The organism is Nonomuraea monospora (genome assembly GCF_039531895.1).
GTDB lineage: Bacteria > Actinomycetota > Actinomycetes > Streptosporangiales > Streptosporangiaceae > Nonomuraea > Nonomuraea monospora.
Window position 1 is genome coordinate 57,767 of the sequence record NZ_BAAAQX010000013.1, and the last position, 19,346, is coordinate 77,112.

A 19,346-nucleotide genomic window follows, 5' to 3' on the forward strand; every position below is an offset into this window, starting at 1 on the left:
CACGCCGGACGCAGGCACGCCGGACGCAGGCACGCCGGACGCAGGCACGCCGGACGCAGGCACGCCGGACGCAGGCACGCCGGACGCAGGCACGCCGGACGCAGGCACGCCGGACGCAGGCACGCCGGACGCAGGCACGCCGGACGCAGGCACGCCGGACGCAGGCGCTTCAGCCGACTGGCGCGCCAGGTCCGACCAAGGCGCATCGGCCGAAGGCGCGCCGGGCGACCGGGCCGTGGTGGTCGGCTCTCGGTCTGAGGCCGTCGGCGTCTCGGGCGTCGTCGTCAACCGCGACGGCCGCAGCGTCGAGATCCGCTGGTCCGGCGCCGGTTCGGCGGCCCTGTGGCCGTCGTCCGCGCAGGTCGCGGGCGGCAGCCGCACGCTCCAGGTGCTCGACCTCAAGGCGGCGGGGCCGCTGGCGTACGACATCAGGGTGGTGGACGACGCGTGCGTCGGCTCGGACGAGCGGGCGCACGTCTTCATCGGCGACCGCGACACCCACGTCGCCAACCCCGGCGACGGCACCGGCTGCACGGTCGCCGACCGCCTGCGCGCCGGCGAGCAGTGGGACAGCCACCGCGCCTTCGTCACCCACGTCACCAAGACCACTACGGCCCTGGTCAGGAAGCGGGTGCTGACCCGGCGCGACGCCGCCCGCCTGGTCGCCGCCGCGGCCCGCTCCGACGTGGGCAAGAACCTCGTCACCGCCTCGCTGAGCACGACGGAGGCGGTCGCGGGCACGCGGCTCGACGTGCGGCTCTCGGGGCGGACCATCCGCGAGGCGACGGTGTCGGGCCCCTGCCTGACCGGCGACGTCACCACCACCGGCGCCGCGCAGGTCACCGTACGGGAGACGACGCTGCCCGGATCGTGCCCGATCACCGTCCGCACGGTGCGCACCAGCGGCACGACCGAGCTGGACACCCTCCCGCTGACCATCGTGCCGGACGCCCAGGGCGTCGTCTTCCGCGACGGCTTCTCCGCGCCGTCGCAGGCGTGGACCGCCGTGGACGGCTCGTGGAGCGTCACCGGCGGCGTCTACCGCCAGCAGGACACGACCCGTACGGGCTGGCGCACCGTCGTCAACGGCCTGACGATCGAGGACGGCACGGTCGAGACCAGCCTCGACTTCCGCACGCTCGCGACCTCCACCGCGTTCGGCGGCGTCCAGGTGCGCACGGCCGCCCCCGGGGACTCCTACACGCAGTCCGGCTACCTCGTCTACCTGCGCCCCAACGGCTCCGTGGACATCTACAAGGCGGGCGCGGGCGTGCTCGCGACCGGCACGGGCCCGGCGGTCACCGGCCCGGTCAAGTTCAGGGTCGAGCTGCGCGGGGCGGAGCTGCGCGCCTTCGTCGGCGACGACCCCGCGCCCCGGGTCACGGTGACGGATCCGAGCCCGATCACCGGGCCAGGCTCCGTCCAGCTCGTCACGGGCCGGGCGGCGGTCGACTTCGACGGCGTCCGCGTCACCAGGCAAGGCGTCCGCGTCACCAGGTAAGCAGCTCGGGCGTGTGCTCCTTGAGCAGGCTCAGAAAGGACTCCGCCAGCGGGCCGCGGTGGCCGCGCCGCCGCAGGATCGCGACCACCGGCAGGCCGGCGTCCAGGCTCGCCACCTCGATCGCCCGCAGGCTGCCGAGCCGCAGCTCCTCGCGGACGCTGCTGGTCGGCATGAGCGCGATGCCGAAGCCCGCCTCGACCAGCCGCCGCTGCGCGGTGAGGCTGTCGATGCGGGTGATCGCGGGCTCCGTCAGGCCGGCGGCGGCGAGCTGCCGTTCCAGGAGGTGGCCGTAGGAGTCGGCGCGGCCCCGCTCGGGCGGGAAGCTCAGCCAGCGCTCGCCCTCGAAGACCCGCAGGTCGGGCAGGCGGGACGCGGTGACCGGGTAGGAGGCGGGCACCACGACCAGCAGCCGCTCCGCGCCGAGGGGGATCGACTCCAGCTTCGGATCCTGGTCGGGGAAGTAGCGCAGGCCCATGGTCGCCTCGCCGGTGCGGACGAGGGCGCTCACCTCGCGGCTGGTGGCCGTGCGCAGCTCGATCTCGGCCTGAGGGAAGCGCGACTCGAAGGTGCGCAGCGCGTCCACGATGTGCGAGTCGGCCAGCGTGCCGACGATCGCCAGGCTCAGCGTGCGGGCGCCCGCGTCGGCGCGCGTGTCGTGGACGGCCCGCTGCGCGTCGCGCACCGACGCCAGCACGGCCTCCGCGTGCGGCAGCAGCGCCCGGCCCGCCTCGGTCAGCGCCACCTGCCGCCCCGACCGCTCGAACAGCGCCGCCCCCAGCGACCGTTCGAGCTCGTGGACGCGGCGGCTGATCGCGGGCTGCGACCTGTTCAGCCGCCTGGACGCCTCGGTGAACCCGCCCACCCGGGCGATGCAGAGGAACGTCTCCAGCTCTTCGAGCGTCACATCCATCAGTATTCCTGATGGGATTTATCCCGACTATGCATTTGACCGATCGGGGAGCGCTGGCGACAGTGGGCCCATGACGGATCAGATGGCCAGAGCGGCCCGCTTCCGCGCACTGCACGAACGACCGGAGCCACTCCTGCTGCCGAACCCGTGGGACGCGGGCACGGCCAGGCTCCTGGCCGACCTCGGCTTCGAGGCGCTGGCCACCACCAGCCTCGGCGTCGCCAACCTGCTCGGCCGGCACCGCGCCGACCGGCAGGACATCCTCGACAACTGCCGCCTGATCAGCGCGGCCACCGACCTGCCCGTCAACGCCGACCTGGAGAACGGCTACGCCGACGACCCCGCCGAGGCCGCCCGGATGGTCGCGGACGCCTGCGCCCACGGCGCGGTCGGCGCCTCCATCGAGGACGCCACCGGCGACCGGCGCACCCCGATCTACGACTTCGGGCCGGCCGTCGAACGGGTGCGGGCCGCCGTCGAGGTCGCCCGCGCGCTGCCCGTCCCGCTGCTGCTGACCGCCAGGGCGGAGAGCCTGCTGTACGGGGTGGGCGACCTCGGCGACACGATCCGGCGGCTGCAGGCGTTCGAGGAGGCGGGCGCGGACGTCCTGTACGCGCCCGGCCTGCGCACGCTCGACCAGATGCGGGCCGTCGTCTCCTCCGTCGGCAGGCCCGTCAACGTCGTGATGGGCTTCGCCGACCCGGCCATCACGCTGGAGCAGCTCGCCGGGATCGGCGTGCGGCGGGTCAGCATCGGCGGCGCGCTGTCCCGGCTCGCCCTGCGCTCGTTCCTGGACGGGGCCAGGCAGATGCGCGCGGGGCGGTTCGGGTTCGTCACCGAGATGGCCTCGATCGGCGAACTGCGCGACGCCTTCAGGTGAGCCCTGTGCTCGGGCGCGGTCAGCGTTCCGGACGCGGTCAGCGTTCCGGACGCGGTCAGCGTTCCGGACGCGGTCAGCGTTCCGGACGCGGTCAGCGCTCGGAGGCCGCCTGGCGGGTCTGGACCGCGCGGACGCGTCCGACGTCGAGCTTGCTCGTGCGGTCGAACCGGTAGATCCCGTTCTCCTCCTGGAAGACGTCGGTGAGCTGCGTGTAGCAGTACCCGAACATGTCCGGATCGTCCAGCAAAACCCCGGTCAGCCCGGCGAACCGGGCGTGGAACTCCTCCTCGTCCCGCACCCGCTGCCCATACCCCCAGGAGCCGACCCGCGCCGCGTCCTGCTCGGTGCCCGCCAGCTCGGGGTTCCACCAGATGCCGCCGTACTCGCTGACGAAGTACGGCTGCCCACGGTAAGGGACGGAGATGGGCCGGTCACCGGCGGCGTTGACGAAGGGCCGGTCCTTGCCGAGGCCGCTCAACTGCCCGGCGAACGCCGCAGGCTCCTGCTCGTAGTTGTGCGAGTCGTACACGTCGGTCTCGGGCACCCGGTGGCTGTAGCCGGAGGTGTCGAGGACGGGCCTGGTGGGGTCGGCCAGCTTCGTGGCCAGGAACAGGCCGCGGGTGACGTCGTCGAGCTGGGCGATCTGATCGTCGATCACCTGCAAGGTCTCGTTCAGCGGGCACCAGCCGACGATCGACGGGTGCGAGTAGTCACGCTCCAGCACCTCCAGCCACTGCGTGACGAAGGACGCGGTCGGGTGCTGCTCGCGCCCGTCGAACGCGCCCCAGTCGCCGAACTCGCCCCACACCAGGTAGCCGAGCCGGTCGGCGTGGTAGAGGAACCGCTCCTCGAACACCTTCTGGTGCAGGCGCGCGCCGTTGAAGCCCGCGGCGACCGACAGCTCGATGTCGCGCAGCAGGGCGGCGTCGGACGGCGCGGTCATCAGTCCGTCCGGGTAGTAGCCCTGGTCGAGCACGAGCCGCTGGAAGACGGGGCGGCCGTTGATGAGCACGCGCTTGCCGTCGATGGCGATGGAACGCAGCCCGGCGTAGCTGTCCACGGCGTCCGTGACGGCGCCGCCGGCGTCGAGCAGCTCGATCCTGACGTCGTAGAGGAAGCCGTCGCCCGGCTCCCACAGGCGGACCCGGTCGCCGGGGAGTCGCAGGCGCAGCGAGGGGGCGAGGTCCACGTCGGCGCGGACGGTCGCGGTGGCGACGACCCCGTCAGGGTCGGAGACCATCACGCGGACGGAGGTGCCGGGGCGGTTGGCGGACAGCGGGGTGACGACGGTGAAGGCGGAGGCGGCCACGTCCGGCGTGATGCGGGGGCGGCGCAGGTGCGCGTCGGGGACGGGCTCCAGCCACACCGTCTGCCAGATGCCGGTGGTGCGGGTGTAGAGGCACTCGTAGTTGCCGTACCTGGTGGACTGCTTGCCTCGGGCCTGGGGTCCACGGCGGGGGTCGCGTACGCGTACGACGATGGTGGCGTCCTCGCCGGGGCGCGCCACGTCGGACAGATCAGCCGTGAACGGCGAGAAGCCCCCACGGTGGCGGGCCACCTCCGTGCCGTTCACCCATACCGTGGCGTCGTGGTCGACGGCGCCGAAGTGCAGCAGCGTGCGGCGGCCGGCCCAATCGGCCGGGATCGTCACCGTGCGGCGGTACCAGACGGCCTCCATGAAGTCGGTGTGCCCGAGCCCGGACAGCTCGGACTCCGGCGCGAAGGGCACGGTGATCGTCGTGGCCAGCTCGCGTTCGCGCAGGCCACGGTCGAGGCCGGAGTCGGCGGCGTCGATCTCGAACTGCCACGGCCCGTTGAGGTTCAGCCAGTCCGCGCGGACCATCTGGGGGCGGGGATATTCCGGTCGGGGGACTTCAGAGGTCGCCATCTCACACCCTTCGCGCCATGCCTTTTGCTACGTAGCAAAGTGTGTCACACCCCTCATCGGCTGGACTCCCGTACCTTCAGCTCGAAGTCCACCACCACGTGCGGCCCGCGCCCGGCCGGCCTGCCGCTGATCTGCTCGTGCAACATCGCGACGGCGTTCCTGGCCAGCGCCTCGACGTCCGGCGAGACCGTGGTCAGCGACGGCGTCGAGTACCTGGCCTCCTCCACGTCGTCGAACCCCACCAGCGCCACCTCCTCCGGCACCCGCACCCCGCGGGCCTGCAACGCCCGCAGCGCGCCGAGGGCCAGGGAGTCGTTCATCGCGAAGATCGCGTCGGGCATCGACCGCCGCGCGTCCAGGTGCTCCTCGATCGCCCGCTGCCCTTCCGCCCTGGTCCACCCCGCCTCGACCAGCAGCTCCTCCTGCGCCGTCAGCCCGGCCTCCGCCAGCCCTTCGAGGAACCCCCGCAACCGCATCCGCCCCGTCTGATGCTCCGCCGGGGCGTACCCGAGCAACATCAGCCGCCGCCTGCCCAGGCCCGCCAGATGCCGCACCACCGCCTTGGCCGCCTCCCGGTTCGGGATCGCGACGTGCCGCACGTCGCCCGTCAGCACCTCATCGCCCACCAGCACGATCGGGTAATCCGCGCGGCGCCGCTCCCCGTCCTCCGGCCGCAGCGACAGGGCCATCATGATGGCGCCGTCGGTGAGCTGGTTGCGGCCGCCCGTCAGCACCTCGATCTCGCGCTCCCGCTCCGACTCCGTCAGCTCGATCAGCACCGTGTAGCCGAGCGCCTCGGCCTCCCGCACCACCGGACCGGCCAGGTCGGCGAAGATGCGCGCCCTGAAGTCGGGGACGACGAGCGCGATCAGCCCCGTACGCCCGGCGCGCAGGCTCCGCGCGGCGGCGTTGGGCACGTAACCGAGCTCCGCCATCGCGTCGAGCACGCGCTGCCGGGTTTCGGGGCGGACGTAGGCGTAGTCGTTGACGACGTTGGAGACCGTCCGCTGCGAGACGCCGGCCGCGCGAGCCACGTCGTGCATGCTCACGGCCATCGTCGCTACGGCTCACGTCGGATCGGCGCCACGGCCCTCATCGTAGTGTCGGCGCCGCCACCTCACACGAACTGCAGAATGACGATCGCGATGCCGAGGGTGAAGTCGAGCACGGCGCAGAACTCGGCCAGCGACCGCGCCACCACCTTGCCGCTCCGCCACACGATCACGTCCTGCACCGCATGCCCGATCAGCGCCACCGCCACCAGCCACGCGCCCAGCACCGGATCCAGGCTCACCGCGACCAGCGCCGCCGCCCCGAACACCAGCATCAGCGGAATCTGCACGGCCGCCAGCCTGGGCCCGCGCGGCAGGTCGCTCACCAGGCTGAGCACGATAACGGCCACCCCGGCGGCGACCAGCACCGTCCACAACTCACCGTCCAGCACCCGCACCACCGTCACCCCCGCCACGGCGGCGCCGAACAGGATCCACACGACTCCCGGCCTGCCGACCAGCGCGGTGCCGAGGTAGATGAGGGCGGCCAGGAACACCACGAGGGCCTGGCTGCGGCCGTCCTGGTCGTCCAGGACGGCCAGTGCCATGGCGGCCAGGCCGGCGAAGGTGGGCCAGCGGTGGGCCAGGAAGGTCAGCACGCCGGGCGGGGAGGAGGAGATTTCTGCCATGCCCCCGACTCTCACGGACCGGCCCGCCCCGGACCCGCTCCCCTGTTCGAGCTGTCCGGAATCCTGGGCATCCGGTCCGTTCACTCAGGTGCCGCAGCCAGACCCGCCTGACGCATGCGGCCCTGCTCGCTTCACTCAGGGGCAGCGGCGAGGCCCGCCGGTCGCATGCGGCCCTGTTCGCGCAGCCGCGCCACCCTGGCCACGTTCCGCGCCGACCAGGCGCTGCGCGGCCGGCGCGGGGTGTAGCGCTGGAGGTAGGTGGCGGCGTCGCGGCGGCGGGTCAGGCCGTCGATCCAGCCGTAGCACAGCGCCTCCTCCAGCGCCTGCTCGTACGTCAGGCTCGTCGGCTGGGTGGTGCCCTTCTTGGCGAGCACCACCCACGCCTCGGTGGCCGTGCCGTGGTGGTCGGCGAGCCAGTCGCGCCACGCGGCCGCGTCCGGGAAGAGGATCATGAGGTGCCCTTGAGTGAGGCGAGGATCTCCAGGTAGTGCGGGTTGTACATGAAGCCGAGGACGTTGCCCCAGGGGTCGATGACGGAGGCGGTGATGAAGCCGTCGCCCCGGTCGTGGACCGCGTCGTGCTCCTTGGCGCCCATCGAGACGAGCCGCGCGAGCGTCGCCGGGACGTCGTCCACGTGCCAGTGGATCATGGCTCCGGCGGGGCCGCCGATGGTGGCGGGGTCGGGGGTCATGGCGAGCGGGGTGCCGGCGTACTGGCTGTGGATGACGCCGAACTCGTGCTGGTAGTCGCCGATGCGCCACTCCATGTAGGCCGGGGTGTCCATGTACGGCGGGATGCCGAACAGCTCGGTGTACCAGCGCTTGGTGGCTTCGAAGTCGGGTGAGTAGAAGGCGGTGGTGGTGAGTCCTCGTAGCATTTCCTGCTCCTGTTCGCGGGGTTGTGCCTTCATCATGAACCCCGAAAGTGCTCACGGAATGAGCACTTTTCTGAGCAGTTTCACGGCCGGCGGCGGCGGGCCTCCCAGAGGCCCGCCGCGACGCCCGAGACGAGCCCGACGAACGCGATGACGGCGATCTCGACGGCGCCCCGGGCGCCCAGCGGGGCCAGCAGGCTGCCGATCACGATGAACGTGAGCAGGGCGGCGATGGCGCCCACGATGACGGGCATGTGCGGACCTCCTGACCCTGAGCAGATTCCCGCTCAGAGCCAGAGGAACACCGGACCAGAAGTAGCGTTCAGTGGAGGGTGGCTGTGAAGGTGCGGCCGTAGGACTGGTGGGTGGTGGCCTGGATGAGGGTGCCGCCCGGCACGCGGCGCACCGTCACCCCCTCGTCGGCCGAGTCGAGCCGGAGCCGCGCCCCGTGCACCACGACGGAGACCCGTTCGCGCTTCATCGTGGGGTCGGACAGCGCGACGGTCGTGCGCCCGCCCGCCGACCGGACGAGGACCGAGGCGGGGCCGTCCACGAGCAGCCGTTCGACCGGGCGCGGCGGCCCGTCGGCGAACACGTTGCAGGCCACGATGCCGAGCGCCTTGTGCTTGACGGCCTGGACGTGCCGGTCGTTGGCCAGGACCGTCAGCGGTCCGCCCCGGTAGGCGCGCAGGTCGGCCTCGGTGGCGTTCGGCACCAGGGCGTAGGCGAAGGCGGAGGTGCCGATGGCGGCGGTGAACACGTTCTTGGTGATGGGGGTGTCCGGGTTGGACGTGCGGACCGCCCGGCGGCTGCGGGTGACCGTCTCCAGGCCCGCCGTCACGGGCTGGCTGGTGAGGAAGGCGTAGCCGACGGCGGTGCCGCGGGTGCCGTTGGCGTAGCGGAGCCAGCGCGGCGCCGACGTCCCCGGCTGCCAGGCCTGGCCGTCCCAGCGCTCGCCGGTGAGCGTGACCGCGTCGGCGGGAGCGGCGATGCGGCTGTCCACCGTGGTCACCACGTCGCGCCCGCCCTGCCCTGAGACGCCGGCGGCGAGCACCACGATCTCGTCGTCGAACATGAACCAGGACTTGGTGGCGCGCGCGTTGCGGTAGGCGACGAAGTCGTCCGGCAGGAGGCCCGCCTGCTTGGCGGTGTACGCGGCGTCGTCCGACTGCACCATGCCCGCGACGCCGTAGGCGCCGAGCGTGGCACCGCCGGAGAAGGCGTTGCCGGCGCGGGGGAAGTACACGTAGGTGTTCTGGGATTCGGAGGAGGAGGTGAAGTTGAGCGGGTGTCCCGGGTTCTCGTACCAGAAGCGGCCGTACAGGTCGGGGACCGTCCGCCGCTCCTCGACCGGCGCGGTGACCCCGGCCAGCCGGTACGGCGACACGGCCGTGTAGTAGTCGACGCCGAACGCCTCCCGCTGGTCCTCGCCCGCCAGGTACAGGTAGTAGGCGCCGTCGCCCTGGAACCACGGCATGAGGTTCTCGCCGTTCATGTACTCGTACTTGCTGATCCGCTCCGAGCTGCGGGCCAGCGCGAAGGCGTAGCCGGGGCGGCGGTGCACGGTCCGGTCCATGGCGTTGAACGCGACGCAGCGCTCGGCGGGGTTGAGGTCGGCGGCCGGGACGGTGGTGTCGGCGCGGATGGCGGCGTAGCGGGCGATGCTCACCGGGGAGACGAACGAGGCCGTGTCGGCCGCGGGCAGGAACTTCAGGTACTTGCGCAGCGGCAGCGCGTCCTCGACATGGTCGGCCAGGTCGGCGATGGCCTCGATGACGACGCCGATGTCGGTGTAGCCGCTGCTGGTGCGGGAGACCGCCCGGCCCTTGACGATCTCCATCATCCAGCCCTCGAAGATCAGCGGGGCGAAGCCGTCGGCGATCCACCGGTACACGACGCCGGGCAGGTCCTGCGCGCCGCCCGCCGCCACGCCTTCGAGCATCTTGAGCGTCTGGACGACGCGGGTCAGCAGGATGCGGCCGTACGAGCCGGTGTAGGCGACCGAATGGTGCTGGATGAAGGAGCCGTCGCGGTAGTAGCCGTCGGTGACGCCGTGCTGGAGCCGGTACGGGTCGATGGTGGCGAAGACGGTGGCCTGGTCGGCGATGGCCTTGGTGACGCGGGCGTCGTCGGCGGTGAGCGCGCCTTGCAGGATGCGGTTGGCGGTGATGTCGGCCAGGTTCGCGCCGGTGTGGAAGCGGGAGTCGAGGTCGACGTCGCCGTTCTTGCCGCTGCGCAGGTAGGCGTCCATGGAGGTGAGGTACGTCGCGGTCAGGTCGCCGCGTAACCCTTCGGGGAGCAGGACCAGCGTCCTGCTCACGTGGGTGGGGATGCCGATCTCCCAGTTGTGCCAGTTGCCGTAGTAGCCGGCCGACTGGTCGCCGAAGTAGCGCTCGTGCAGCCACCGCAGGCCGTCGGCGACGCGCTGCTGCGCGGTGGCGTCGTCCAGGAGGGCGCTGCCGGGGGCGCGGGTGGCGAGCGCTATCTCGTACAGGTACTGGTAGGCGAGGCGGAGGTTGGCGTCGTCGGCGCCGAGCCGCAGGCCGGCGAACAGCTCGCCGTCGCCCGCCTGGTCCATGGCCGTCAGCCGCTGCCTGGCGGCGGCGAGGATGGCGGCGAGCTTGCCCGCCACCTCGGGACGGGCGTTGACCTCGGGGGTGCCGGCGAAGATGGCGAGGGTGTTGGCGAGCAGTCTCGCGTGGTCCACCGCCGCGGCGCGCGACGGGGAGGCGGTGGCGGCGAGCAGGCCGGTGGCGGGGATGAGGGAGAGAACCTGGCGGCGGGACAAGTGCGGCACGGCGAGCTCCAGGCCGTTCGGCGGATACGCTGGGGCTCACCGTACATGATCTTCAGCGTGCGGTCGCCCCCCTACTTCGACAGGTAGAGGGTCTTCCAGGTGCCCGCGTACAGGCAGTTGAGCGACGGCTTGGCGGCCTTGGCCTCCGCGCAGACCTTCAGCTCGACCTGGTAGACGTCGCGGTACTTGAAGGAGAACTTCTTCGGGGTGCCGTAGGAGCAGTCGCGGGCCCAGTGCTCCCGGTTCGGCAGCTCGTTCCCGGAGCGGTAGGTGATGCGGAAGACCGCCCAGCCGCAGGCCGCGCCGCGGGTGTTGTCCTGGATCTTGCCGGAGACGCGCACCACGTCGGCGGTCGGCAGGTCGGCGTGGTCCTCGCCCGTGGCGGTCAGCGTGCCCGCGGCCTTGGCCGCCTTGCCGGGAGCGTGGTAAGGGCCCCACGTGTCGCTCGCCGCGTTGGCGGCCTGGGCGGTGAGGGCGAGGGCGGCGGTGGCCGCCAGGGTCAGGCCTGCAAGGGTTCGAACGATCGCCATCGGGGGCCGTCCTCTCAACTGGGGGATGGCCATACTGTGCGGTCGATCGATTTCAGATGACTTGCCGGAGAACGTTCTTCGCTTTCAATCTTCTTGCCGCGCATAGGCTGGTAGAGGATTGGCCCCCGCAGCGACCGACGAGAGGTGCGGCACATGGCCGACGCGACCCCCGACCAGCCGCCCCGCCGGTTCCGATCGAGCCGTGGCCGCCGCGCGGGCGACGCGGTCATCAGCGTGTTCATCCGGGCGGGCCTGGTGCCCGGCTCCTACCTGCTGACCACCCGCGGCCGTAAGACGGGGCGGCCCCGCACCAACCCGGTGACCGTCGTCGAGCACGACGGCAAGCGGTGGCTGGTCGCGCCCTACGGGGTCGTCTCCTGGGTGCACAACGTGCGCGCCGACCCGAAGGTGACGCTGCGCCGCCGCTTCGGCTCGCGCTCCTACACCGTGCGGGAGGCCACGCCGCAGGAGGCCGGGCCCGTGCTCAAGCTGTACATCGCCGTCGCGACCCCGACGCGGCCGTACTTCCGCGCCACCAAGGACTCCCCGGTGGCGGACTTCGTCGCCGAGGCGCAGCACCACCCGGTGTTCGAGCTGACACCCGTCGAGGGAGAGGGCTGAGGCCGTGCCGGAGTTCGAAGGCCTCTTCGACGACGACTACCTCTACTTCTTCGCCGAGCACCTCGACGCCCGCGCCGACGCCGAGACCGACCTGATCTGGCAGGTGCTCGACCTGCGGCCCGGCCTGGAGATCCTGGACCAGGCGTGCGGCCACGGGCGCATCGCCAACCGGCTCGCGCTGCGCGGCTGCCACGTCACGGGCCTCGACAGCTCCCCCGTGTTCCTCGACAGGGCCCGCCAGGACGCCCGCGCCCTCGGCGTCACGGTCGAGTACGTGCACGGCGACATGCGCCGGCTGCCCTGGACCGGACGCTTCGACCTGGTCGTGAGCTGGTTCACGGCCTTCGGCTACTTCAGCGACCCCGAGAACCGGCAGGTGCTCGCCCAGGCCGCCGCCGCGCTCAGGCCGGGCGGCAGGATGGCGCTGGAGCTGAACAACTACTCCGCCGTCGTCCGCGCCTTCCAGCCGTCCCGCGTCATCGAAAGGAACGGCGACCTCGTGCTCGACCAGCACGAACTCGACCTGCTCACCAGCAGGCACCTGGTGGAGCGGACCATCGTGCGCGACGGCCGGCAGCGGAAGGTGCCGTACTTCGTACGCATGTTCACCTATCCGGAGCTGCGCGACTGGCTGCTCGCCGCCGGCTTCACGGACGTCCGGGTCGTGGGCGCAGACGGCGGGCCGTTCACGATGGACAGCCGCCGCATGATCGTGGTGGCTGAGCGCTAGCTGAAGGCTCCCAGCCGCCGCACCGCCTGGTAGTAGGAGCGGGCCAGCCGGTCGCAGGCGGTCCTGCGGATCTCGGCGTACGTGGCGCACACCCGTCCCATGTCGAACAGGAACGCCTGGTCGACGTGCTCCTTGTGGCCGGGGAAGCGGCTCATCGCCTTGTAGTTGCGGTAGCCGAAGTCGTGACGCACGCACGGCATCCGGAAGTCGTAGCCGAGCGGCTTGTCGGGGCTGCCCGAGCACAGGTCCGTGGACCAGTCGAAGGCGTACGGGGCCCAGGACGAGCGGTGCTCATAGGCGTCGCGCCAGGCGGCGGCGCTGCGGGCGGTGGGCTGGGTGAGCGCGGACAGCGCTGTGAGTTTCTGCTGCAGCGTCACGGCCGGAGCCGGGAACGCGGTGATCAGAACGAGGGCGGCGAGCGATGATCCAACCATGACAGCCAGCTTCGCGTGACCGCCCCGTCGTTCGTGCGTGATGCCGGGCAGTGCCCGTTCAAGATTTAGTAGATGCGGTACTTCTTGCCGCAGTTGTCGAACTTGCCGGCCCAGCAGGTGAAGGTGTAGACCTTCTTGATCCCCTTGCCGCTCCACGCGCCGGTGACCTTGCCGTCCCAGGCCTTGTTGAACTTGTGCCAGGAGCCGTTCTGGTACACCTCGAACCACACCCAGCCCTTCTTGCCGCCGGGGCGGTCCACGCCGTACCACTTCGTGAACACCTTGCCGCCCGACTTCCAGGTCTTGCCGAAGGTGTAGGCCTTGTGGTCGCTGGAGAAGAACTTGCCCCACTTGACCACGGTTGCGGCGCTCTGAGGAGAAGCCTGGGCGGCGGCCGGGCTGAGGGCCAGGCCGGTGACGGCCATCGAACCGGCCAGGGCGGCGATCGCGAGGGTCTTACGCATGATCGGGTCCTTCTTTCGGGGTCTTGGTGCTGCCGGGCTCGTCCCGACGAGAAGAACACTACGGACGACGCGAGCGATCATCTGTGGAGGAATCCACACATCGGCCGTGATGGGCGCCACATCCCCTTACCTGCGCGTCACCCGCATCCTGATGTCGTCCTCCGCCCACAGCACGAACCGCTCCACCGGCACCACCGGATGACCCGCCACCGGCTCGAACCGGAACCGCTTGAGCAGAACGGCCAGCACCAGCTCGGCCTCCACCATGGCCAGGCTCGCCCCCTCGCAACTGCGCGGCCCCAGCCCGAAGGGGACGTAGGCGTACCGGGGACGGCCCGCAGAGGCGGCGGAGGTGAACCGGTCGGGGAGGAACGCGTGCGGGTCCGGCCAGTAGGAGGGGTTGAGGTGGACGGCCCAGAAGGGGTAGAAGATCGTGGTGCCCGCCGGGATGCGGTGGCCGCCGAGGGTGAGGTCCTCGGTGGTCTCGCGGGCGCCGTACGGGCCGGGCGGGTAGAGGCGCATGGCCTCCTTGAGCGCCATCTCCAGGTACGGCAGGCGCTTGAGGTCGGCGTAGGACGGGACGGCCCGGTCGCCCAGGACGTCGTCCAGCTCGGCGGCCACCCGCGCGGCGGCCTCCGGGTGGCGGGCCAGGAGGTGCAGGGTCCAGGAGACGGCCACGCCGGTGGTGTGGTGGGCCGCCAGCATGATCATCAGGACGGTGTCGCGGATGCGGGCCGCCGTCAGGTCGGCCTTGACCAGGGCGGCGGCCAGGTCGCTGCCGCCGGTGGCCAGGACGCCGTCCACGACCGCGCGCAGGTGGGCCAGCGCCTGCTCAGCCCGCCTCAGGTCGTCGTCGCTCTCGTGCAGGCGGCCCAGGTAGACGGTCAGCACGGTCTCGAACGCGCTCACCACGCGGGCGGGGTCGTCGAGGTCGCCGCCGAGCGCGTACCGGCAGATCATCCGCAGCGACAGCGCGCTCAGGTCCTGCTGCAGCGCCACCTCCCCCATGGCCTCCCAGCGGTCGGCCAGCTCCGTGGCCAGGGCGGTGAAGGCGGGGAAGTGCGTCTCGTGGGAGCGGCGCCCGGCCAGCACCGACAGCAGGGCGCGGCGAAACGGGACGTGCTCGTCGGCGGGCAGCGTCTGGAGGTTGCCCGCCTCGCACAGCGGGGCCAGGAACGCGAACAGCTCGTCGGGCCGCTTGTTGACGGCGGCCGTGGCCTCCAGGAGCACGGGGTCGGCCACCGAGACGGCCGACGGGGCGCCAGGGAGCTGGAAGCGCACCAGCGGGCCGTAGCGTTCGTGCAGGTCGAGCTGGTAGGCGTGCAGGCCGCCTGCGGCCGTGATGGCGCTCAGCCCGCTGTCCGGCTGGGGAGGGGGTCCGGGGATGTCGCGCACCCCGTCACGGTCTCCTGATCGGGTTCGCTTGGCAAGCCCCGGCTACAGGTTGCCCCTCAGGTGGGCGGCGGCGGCGATCGTGGCCGCGTACTGGGTGGCGACGAGCGATCTGATCGGGATGACCTCGTGCGCGGCGGCCGCGTCGGTGGCCAGCCACCGCTCGTACGCCGCGGCGACCGCCTCCCGCGTGCGCCCGATCGAGGCGGCCCGGTTGCCCGCGGCCAGTTCGGCGTCCAGCCCCCGCAGCAGGATGCCGCCGTACCGCAGCCTGAAGCTGTGCCCGTCGCCGGTCAGCGAGCTGACCTCGGCGACCGTGGCGGGCCTGCCGGACTCGGGCAGGCGGCTGCGCTCCGCCGTGCTCCGCGCCGCACCGCGCATGACGGGGGTGAAGAAGCGGGTGGCCCGCCAGTACGGCGAGCCGGGCGCGACCAGGTCGTCCTGTACGGCGTCGAGCGCGCGTTCCAGCAGCCCGGCCAACTCGGCGACGGCCTCGGCCTTGGCCATGAGCGCGTCCGCGTACGAGGTGGCGGTCGGGGTGTCGTCGCCGGCCGTCGGGTCCTTCCAGTACGGCAGCTCGCTGATCAGCGTGAGCGCGCCGTGCCGGCCGGCGTAGGAGGCGGTGTTGTCGCCGGAGTCGCCGTTCCACTGCTGCCCCTGCTCCATCATGCGGTCGTAGGCGCGCCTGATCGACCCGACGTGGAAGACGCCGTCGTCGTAGCGGACGATGTGCGGCGCCTCGGGCTCGCCGCGGTGCAGGGGCAGGCCGAGCCGTTCCGGCACCTCGCGCAGGACGGGGAACAGGGCCCGCTCGGGCCTGCTGACGTAGTAGTAGACGCCGCCCAGCTCGCTGTTGTGCAGGGAGCAGACCAGCGCGGGCCGGTGCTCGTCGATGAGGCTCATCAGGGCCCGCGTCTCGGGCAGCGGCGTGTCGAAGTAGGCGTCCTTGTAGGCGAGCGGGAACGTCCACTCGATCTGGTCGCCGCCCGCCGGGCGGTAGAAGTGGCGCGCGTAGTGCTCGCGGGTGAACGGCCCGCGCAGCCAGCCCTCGTTCAGCCGGAGCCCGTCGGGGTCGATGCAGGCGATGACGTGCCAGCGGTGGCCGAGGCGGGCGCGCAGCCCGGCGTCGGCGCACAGCCGTCGGGCGAGGTGGACGGCGGTGAGCCCGCCGATCGGCTCGTTGGGGTGCGGCAGGCCGAACACCAGCGCCTCGGCGCCGCCGGGCGGGCCGACGGTCAGGCACAGCAGGCGGCTGCCCTGCCTGGACCGGCCGACCTCGCGCAGTTCGGTGACGTCGGGGAACTGCGACGCGAGCGTCTCCAGGAGGTTCTCCAGCTCGTCGACGCCCGCGAAGGCCTCGAAGTCCGGAACCGTGTCCAGCTCGTTTTCCAGCCATTCGGGTAGCACTGCGCGCTTCCTCCCTTTTGTTACTTAAGTCTGCCTACCGCAGTGCGTTGGAGGCCAGAGCGCGAGACGCTCGCGTATGGAGGTGAGACCGTCCGCCATGGACCGTCTCAGGAGAAGGGCGGCACGATGTGACCATGCTGCTACTCGCTCTGATCACCCTCGTGCTGCACGGCGCCCTGACGGGCCTGTTCTACACCTTCTCCATGTCGGTCATGCCGGGGCTGAACGCCACCGACCCCGCCCAGGCCGAGGCGGCGATGCGGAGCATCAACAGGAAGATCCTCAACCCCTGGCTCTACCTCGTCTTCCTCGGCTCGCCGCTGGCCGCGCTGGTGGCCGGGTTCCTCGCGGACGGGCGGGCCGCCCTGTGGTTCTTCGCCGCAGCCGGGGTGAGCTTCGCCGGCTCGTTCCTCGTCACGGTGGCGGTCAACGTGCCGATGAACAACGCGCTGGACGCGGGCACCATGCCGTTCAAGGACTACTCGCCCAGGTGGACCGCCTTCAACACGCTGCGCGCCGTGGCGTCCGCGGTCGCGCTCGTCCTGGTCGGGCTCGGGCTGACCGAGCTGTGATCAGTCCCCGTACCGGGTGCGGAGCAGGCCGCGGCACAGGCCCGCGTTGCCCTCGATGCTGACCCGCACCGTCCTGGCGAACCGCAGCCGCCGCTCCGCCTCCTCCTCCGGGATCGGCCGCCCGCGCTCGTCGAGCAGCAGCGGCGAGCCGGGCGAGCAGTCCAGCCCGAGCTCGGCCCGGCGGCGCACCAGCCCGGCCAGCTCGGGCCCGTCCGGCACCTCCCCCAGCCGCGCGAGCCTGCCCCACCGCCGCACCACCCGATCCAGCCCCGCCAGGTACGCCTTGCGCCGGAACGTCAGCCGCAGCCCGTCCAGCTCCCCCGACGCCTCACCGGGAAAGGCGCCCGCGAACCCGCCGCCCAGCGCCGCCCCCGCGTTGATCTCCTCGGCCGCGAAGTGGTCGACCAGCCGCACCTCCGCCGACGTCACGCCGGGCGCCGCCCGTACGGCGTCGAGCGCGTCCGCCACCATCAGGTAGGCGAAGTTCGGCGCGCAGAAGTACGTCGGCAGCCGCAGCCGCACCGACGCGTGCCCGTCGCGCAGCTCCGCCGACCCGACGAACCCCAGCTCCGTGATCGGCTCGTCCAGCTCGGGGTCCCGCACGGTGGCCAGCGCGGCCCACAGCTCGTGCGGCTCCGGCCCGGCCCCGAGCGCGTTCACGCGGGCACCGGGAGGTCGTAGAGCCCGGCCAGGTTCAGGCCGAGGATCTTCCGCTTCACCTCCGGCGTCAGCTCGCCGTACTCCTCGCGCAGGTCGTCCGGGATCTGGAAGTCCACGAACCGCTCGATCAGCCACTTGGGGGTCCAGATGGCGTAGTCGCTGGCGAACGTGATGCGGTCCTCGCCGACCCAGTACAGCAGCTCGCCCAGGATCTGCGCGAAGTAGCGCGGCCTGGAGTGGATGAACGGCATCGCCACCGCCAGCCCGGCGTACACGTTGGGCTCCTGCGCGGCGATCCAGCAGAAGTCCTCCAGCCGGGGCAGCCCGCAGTGCTCCACGATGAAGCGCAGCCCGGGGAAGGCGGTCGCGGCCTCGTCCACGTCGGCCACGTCGAACGCGTCCCTGTTGAGCGGCCAGATGGTCGGCCCCTTGTGCACGTGGATGTTGCGGATGCCCAGCTCCTGGCACTTGTCCAGATACCGGTAGGCCCACGGGTCGCTAAGCTTCCAGCCCTTCGAGGCGCCCTTCCACTCGGCGGTGTAGAGCTTGACGCCGCGCAGGCTCCACCGCTCGGCCAGCTCCTCCAGGTCGTCGAGCCCGGCCTCGCCGTCGCGCGGGTCCCACGCGCCGTTGACGATGAACTTGTCCGGGTACTTCTCGGCGAACGCCCCATCCTGCTCGGTGGTGTTGAAGCCGTTGACGAAGAAGTCCGTGAGGTAGGTGGGCTGGAAGATCGCCCGATCCACGTGGCCGATCTGGAACAGGTCGTGCAGGACCCGCTCCTGGCTCTGCTGCCAGAACTCCTCCAGCGACCACACCTCCGACTCGGGCGACAGGTTGCGGTGGTAGTCGTAGAAGCAGTTGATGAAGCCGGTGCCGTAGCGGTTGGCCTGGTTCGACGGGCGGCCGTCCCAGAAGTGCACGTGCCCGTCCACGACGAAGTACCGCTCGCCGTCCTTCTCGTACATGGTCAGCTCCTCGACGGCACCAGGATCCCGCGGCCCCGCAGCCGCCCGCCGTCCAGGTCGTCCATGGCGTCGTTGACGGCGTCCATGGGGTACGTCCTGGTGTGCAGGCGCACCTTGCCCCTGGCGGCCAAGGCCATCAGCTCGTCCAGGTCGTTGTAGGAGCCGACGAGGTTCCCGATGACGTTGATCTCGGTGGAGATGATGTCGATGGTGGGGATCTGGACGCTGCCGCCGTACCCGATGACGAAGTAGGAGCCCGCGCGGCGCAGCATCGCCACGCCCTCCCGCTCCGCGCCGTCCTCGCCGACGAAGTCCAGCACCACGTGCGCGCCCAGACCGCCGGTCAGCTCGATGACCGACTCCACCTGCCTGCCGTCGGCGGGCACGGTGTGCGTGGCGCCGAGGCCCTCGGCGAGCTTGAGCGCCTCCGCCGACCGGTCCACCACGATGATCTCGGCGGGCGTCATCGCGGCCAGGCACTGCACGCCGATGTGGCCGAGCCCGCCCGCACCGATCACCGCCACGCTCGTGCCCGGGTACAGCAGCGGCTGCGCCTTGCGCACCGCGTGATAGGCCGTCAGCCCCGCGTCGGCCAGCGCCGCCACCTCGGCCGGATGCAGTGACGGGCTCAGCCGCACCACCGAACGCGCGGACGTGAGCAGCAGCTCCGCCATGCCGCCGTCGGAGTCGATGCCGGGGAACCGCGCGGCGGCGCAGTGCACGTCGTCCCCGCCCCGGCACGCCCGGCACAGCCCGCACGTGACCAGCGGATGCACGATCACCGCGTCGCCCGGCCGCACGTTCGTCACGGCCGCGCCGACCTCCCGCACCCAGCCCGCGTTCTCGTGCCCGATCGTGTACGGCAGGCCCACCCCGGTCTTGCGCGCCCACTGCCCCTCGACGATGTGCAGGTCCGTACGGCACAGCCCGGCGCCGCCGATCTCGACCAGCACGTCCAGCGGGTCGCTCACCCTGGGTTCCGGGACGTCCTCCACGACGGGACGCCTGGTGTACTCGTGCAGACGTACGGCTTTCAT

Annotated in this window: 20 protein-coding genes and 1 pseudogene; 5 read left to right on the top strand and 16 right to left on the bottom strand. The window is 71.8% G+C overall.

Features of this window, described 5'->3' with window-relative positions:
• Positions 1-1,501 (top strand): annotated as a pseudogene (locus ABD331_RS25270) (hypothetical protein); the annotation flags it as partial.
• On the opposite strand, the gene ABD331_RS25275 reads toward ABD331_RS25270, so the two are convergent.
• A complete protein-coding gene (locus ABD331_RS25275) occupies positions 1,491-2,411 on the bottom strand; it encodes a LysR family transcriptional regulator (RefSeq protein ID WP_344479255.1) in 921 nt (306 codons plus the stop codon). The pseudogene ABD331_RS25270 and the gene ABD331_RS25275 overlap by 11 nt on opposite strands.
• Before the next feature lie 70 nt (positions 2,412-2,481).
• On the opposite strand from ABD331_RS25275, the gene ABD331_RS25280 reads away from it, so the two are divergent.
• The gene (locus ABD331_RS25280; protein ID WP_344479258.1) at positions 2,482-3,291 is read left to right on the top strand and encodes an isocitrate lyase/PEP mutase family protein; all 810 of its coding nucleotides are present in this window, start codon (positions 2,482-2,484) and stop codon (positions 3,289-3,291) included.
• A 91-nt stretch (positions 3,292-3,382) separates the two neighbouring features.
• Here ABD331_RS25280 and ABD331_RS25285 read toward each other — a convergent pair whose 3' ends face one another.
• From ABD331_RS25285 to ABD331_RS25320, 8 genes are all read right to left on the bottom strand, one after another.
• The gene (locus tag ABD331_RS25285) at positions 3,383-5,179 is read right to left on the bottom strand and encodes a glycoside hydrolase family 2 protein (RefSeq protein WP_344479260.1); all 1,797 of its coding nucleotides are present in this window, start codon (positions 5,177-5,179) and stop codon (positions 3,383-3,385) included.
• 53 nt (positions 5,180-5,232) lie between these two features.
• The gene (locus ABD331_RS25290) at positions 5,233-6,222 is read right to left on the bottom strand and encodes a LacI family DNA-binding transcriptional regulator (protein ID WP_344479263.1); all 990 of its coding nucleotides are present in this window, start codon (positions 6,220-6,222) and stop codon (positions 5,233-5,235) included.
• A gap of 74 nt (positions 6,223-6,296) precedes the next feature.
• On the bottom strand, positions 6,297-6,860 hold the full coding sequence (locus ABD331_RS25295) for a hypothetical protein (RefSeq protein WP_344479265.1): 564 nt from the start codon (positions 6,858-6,860) through the stop codon (positions 6,297-6,299).
• A gap of 131 nt (positions 6,861-6,991) precedes the next feature.
• Positions 6,992-7,312, bottom strand: a complete 321-nt coding sequence (locus ABD331_RS25300; protein ID WP_344479268.1) for a YdeI/OmpD-associated family protein — start codon at positions 7,310-7,312, stop codon at positions 6,992-6,994.
• Positions 7,309-7,737, bottom strand: a complete 429-nt coding sequence (locus ABD331_RS25305; RefSeq protein WP_148443482.1) for a VOC family protein — start codon at positions 7,735-7,737, stop codon at positions 7,309-7,311. The genes ABD331_RS25300 and ABD331_RS25305 overlap by 4 nt, the downstream gene beginning before the upstream one ends.
• Positions 7,738-7,817: 80 nt before the next feature.
• Entirely contained in the window at positions 7,818-7,988 is a 171-nt protein-coding gene (locus ABD331_RS25310) for a hypothetical protein (RefSeq protein WP_344479272.1), read from the bottom strand.
• Positions 7,989-8,056: 68 nt separating this feature from the next.
• Positions 8,057-10,531: a polysaccharide lyase family 8 super-sandwich domain-containing protein gene (locus ABD331_RS25315; RefSeq protein ID WP_344479275.1), complete on the bottom strand. Its 2,475-nt coding sequence runs from the start codon at positions 10,529-10,531 to the stop codon at positions 8,057-8,059.
• Positions 10,532-10,602: 71 nt separating this feature from the next.
• Positions 10,603-11,061: a hypothetical protein gene (locus tag ABD331_RS25320; RefSeq protein WP_344479278.1), complete on the bottom strand. Its 459-nt coding sequence runs from the start codon at positions 11,059-11,061 to the stop codon at positions 10,603-10,605.
• Between the two features lie 153 nt (positions 11,062-11,214).
• On the opposite strand from ABD331_RS25320, the gene ABD331_RS25325 reads away from it, so the two are divergent.
• Positions 11,215-11,682, top strand: a complete 468-nt coding sequence (locus tag ABD331_RS25325) for a nitroreductase family deazaflavin-dependent oxidoreductase (RefSeq protein WP_344479280.1) — start codon at positions 11,215-11,217, stop codon at positions 11,680-11,682.
• Positions 11,683-11,686: 4 nt separating this feature from the next.
• Positions 11,687-12,412 (top strand): SAM-dependent methyltransferase, encoded by a 726-nt coding sequence (locus ABD331_RS25330; RefSeq protein ID WP_344479284.1) that lies wholly within the window; start codon positions 11,687-11,689, stop codon positions 12,410-12,412.
• Here ABD331_RS25330 and ABD331_RS25335 read toward each other — a convergent pair.
• From ABD331_RS25335 to ABD331_RS25350, 4 genes are all read right to left on the bottom strand, one after another.
• Positions 12,409-12,846 carry a phospholipase gene (locus ABD331_RS25335; protein ID WP_344479288.1) on the bottom strand — a complete coding sequence of 146 codons (438 nt, stop codon included), beginning with the start codon at positions 12,844-12,846 and terminating at the stop codon, positions 12,409-12,411. The genes ABD331_RS25330 and ABD331_RS25335 overlap by 4 nt on opposite strands.
• Positions 12,847-12,911: 65 nt before the next feature.
• Positions 12,912-13,310: a hypothetical protein gene (locus tag ABD331_RS25340; RefSeq protein ID WP_344479291.1), complete on the bottom strand. Its 399-nt coding sequence runs from the start codon at positions 13,308-13,310 to the stop codon at positions 12,912-12,914.
• Positions 13,311-13,436: 126 nt separating this feature from the next.
• Positions 13,437-14,705, bottom strand: coding sequence for a cytochrome P450 (locus ABD331_RS25345; RefSeq protein ID WP_344479295.1), 1,269 nt, complete (start codon positions 14,703-14,705; stop codon positions 13,437-13,439).
• A 42-nt stretch (positions 14,706-14,747) separates the two neighbouring features.
• The gene (locus ABD331_RS25350) at positions 14,748-16,109 is read right to left on the bottom strand and encodes a M14 family zinc carboxypeptidase (RefSeq protein WP_344479298.1); all 1,362 of its coding nucleotides are present in this window, start codon (positions 16,107-16,109) and stop codon (positions 14,748-14,750) included.
• Between the two features lie 134 nt (positions 16,110-16,243).
• On the opposite strand from ABD331_RS25350, the gene ABD331_RS25355 reads away from it, so the two are divergent.
• Complete coding sequence (locus ABD331_RS25355; RefSeq protein WP_344479301.1) at positions 16,244-16,681, top strand: anthrone oxygenase family protein; 438 nt, start codon at positions 16,244-16,246, stop codon at positions 16,679-16,681.
• On the opposite strand, the gene ABD331_RS25360 is transcribed toward ABD331_RS25355, so the two are convergent.
• From ABD331_RS25360 to ABD331_RS25370, 3 genes are read right to left on the bottom strand one after another with little or no spacing between them, the layout of a single operon-like run.
• On the bottom strand, positions 16,682-17,341 hold the full coding sequence (locus tag ABD331_RS25360; protein ID WP_344479304.1) for an iron-sulfur cluster assembly protein: 660 nt from the start codon (positions 17,339-17,341) through the stop codon (positions 16,682-16,684).
• Positions 17,338-18,309, bottom strand: coding sequence for an amidohydrolase family protein (locus ABD331_RS25365; RefSeq protein WP_344479307.1), 972 nt, complete (start codon positions 18,307-18,309; stop codon positions 17,338-17,340). Before ABD331_RS25365 ends, ABD331_RS25360 begins: the two co-directional genes overlap by 4 nt.
• A gap of 2 nt (positions 18,310-18,311) precedes the next feature.
• Positions 18,312-19,346: an NAD(P)-dependent alcohol dehydrogenase gene (locus ABD331_RS25370; protein ID WP_344479314.1), complete on the bottom strand. Its 1,035-nt coding sequence runs from the start codon at positions 19,344-19,346 to the stop codon at positions 18,312-18,314.

What these genes read in the sequence shown, in the direction of transcription:
- ABD331_RS25275 (WP_344479255.1), bottom strand. Translation starts at nt 2,411, where the DNA reads ATGGATGTGACGCTCGAAGAGCTGGAGACGTTCCTCTGCATCGCCCGG.
- ABD331_RS25305 (WP_148443482.1), bottom strand. Translation starts at nt 7,737, where the DNA reads ATGCTACGAGGACTCACCACCACCGCCTTCTACTCACCCGACTTCGAA.
- ABD331_RS25290 (WP_344479263.1), bottom strand. Translation starts at nt 6,222, where the DNA reads ATGCACGACGTGGCTCGCGCGGCCGGCGTCTCGCAGCGGACGGTCTCC.
- ABD331_RS25280 (WP_344479258.1), top strand. Translation starts at nt 2,482, where the DNA reads ATGACGGATCAGATGGCCAGAGCGGCCCGCTTCCGCGCACTGCACGAA.
- ABD331_RS25370 (WP_344479314.1), bottom strand. Translation starts at nt 19,346, where the DNA reads ATGAAAGCCGTACGTCTGCACGAGTACACCAGGCGTCCCGTCGTGGAG.
- ABD331_RS25365 (WP_344479307.1), bottom strand. Translation starts at nt 18,309, where the DNA reads ATGTACGAGAAGGACGGCGAGCGGTACTTCGTCGTGGACGGGCACGTG.
- ABD331_RS25300 (WP_344479268.1), bottom strand. Translation starts at nt 7,312, where the DNA reads ATGATCCTCTTCCCGGACGCGGCCGCGTGGCGCGACTGGCTCGCCGAC.
- ABD331_RS25285 (WP_344479260.1), bottom strand. Translation starts at nt 5,179, where the DNA reads ATGGCGACCTCTGAAGTCCCCCGACCGGAATATCCCCGCCCCCAGATG.
- ABD331_RS25295 (WP_344479265.1), bottom strand. Translation starts at nt 6,860, where the DNA reads ATGGCAGAAATCTCCTCCTCCCCGCCCGGCGTGCTGACCTTCCTGGCC.
- ABD331_RS25340 (WP_344479291.1), bottom strand. Translation starts at nt 13,310, where the DNA reads ATGCGTAAGACCCTCGCGATCGCCGCCCTGGCCGGTTCGATGGCCGTC.
- ABD331_RS25310 (WP_344479272.1), bottom strand. Translation starts at nt 7,988, where the DNA reads ATGCCCGTCATCGTGGGCGCCATCGCCGCCCTGCTCACGTTCATCGTG.
- ABD331_RS25355 (WP_344479301.1), top strand. Translation starts at nt 16,244, where the DNA reads ATGCTGCTACTCGCTCTGATCACCCTCGTGCTGCACGGCGCCCTGACG.
- ABD331_RS25320 (WP_344479278.1), bottom strand. Translation starts at nt 11,061, where the DNA reads ATGGCGATCGTTCGAACCCTTGCAGGCCTGACCCTGGCGGCCACCGCC.
- ABD331_RS25335 (WP_344479288.1), bottom strand. Translation starts at nt 12,846, where the DNA reads ATGGTTGGATCATCGCTCGCCGCCCTCGTTCTGATCACCGCGTTCCCG.
- ABD331_RS25325 (WP_344479280.1), top strand. Translation starts at nt 11,215, where the DNA reads ATGGCCGACGCGACCCCCGACCAGCCGCCCCGCCGGTTCCGATCGAGC.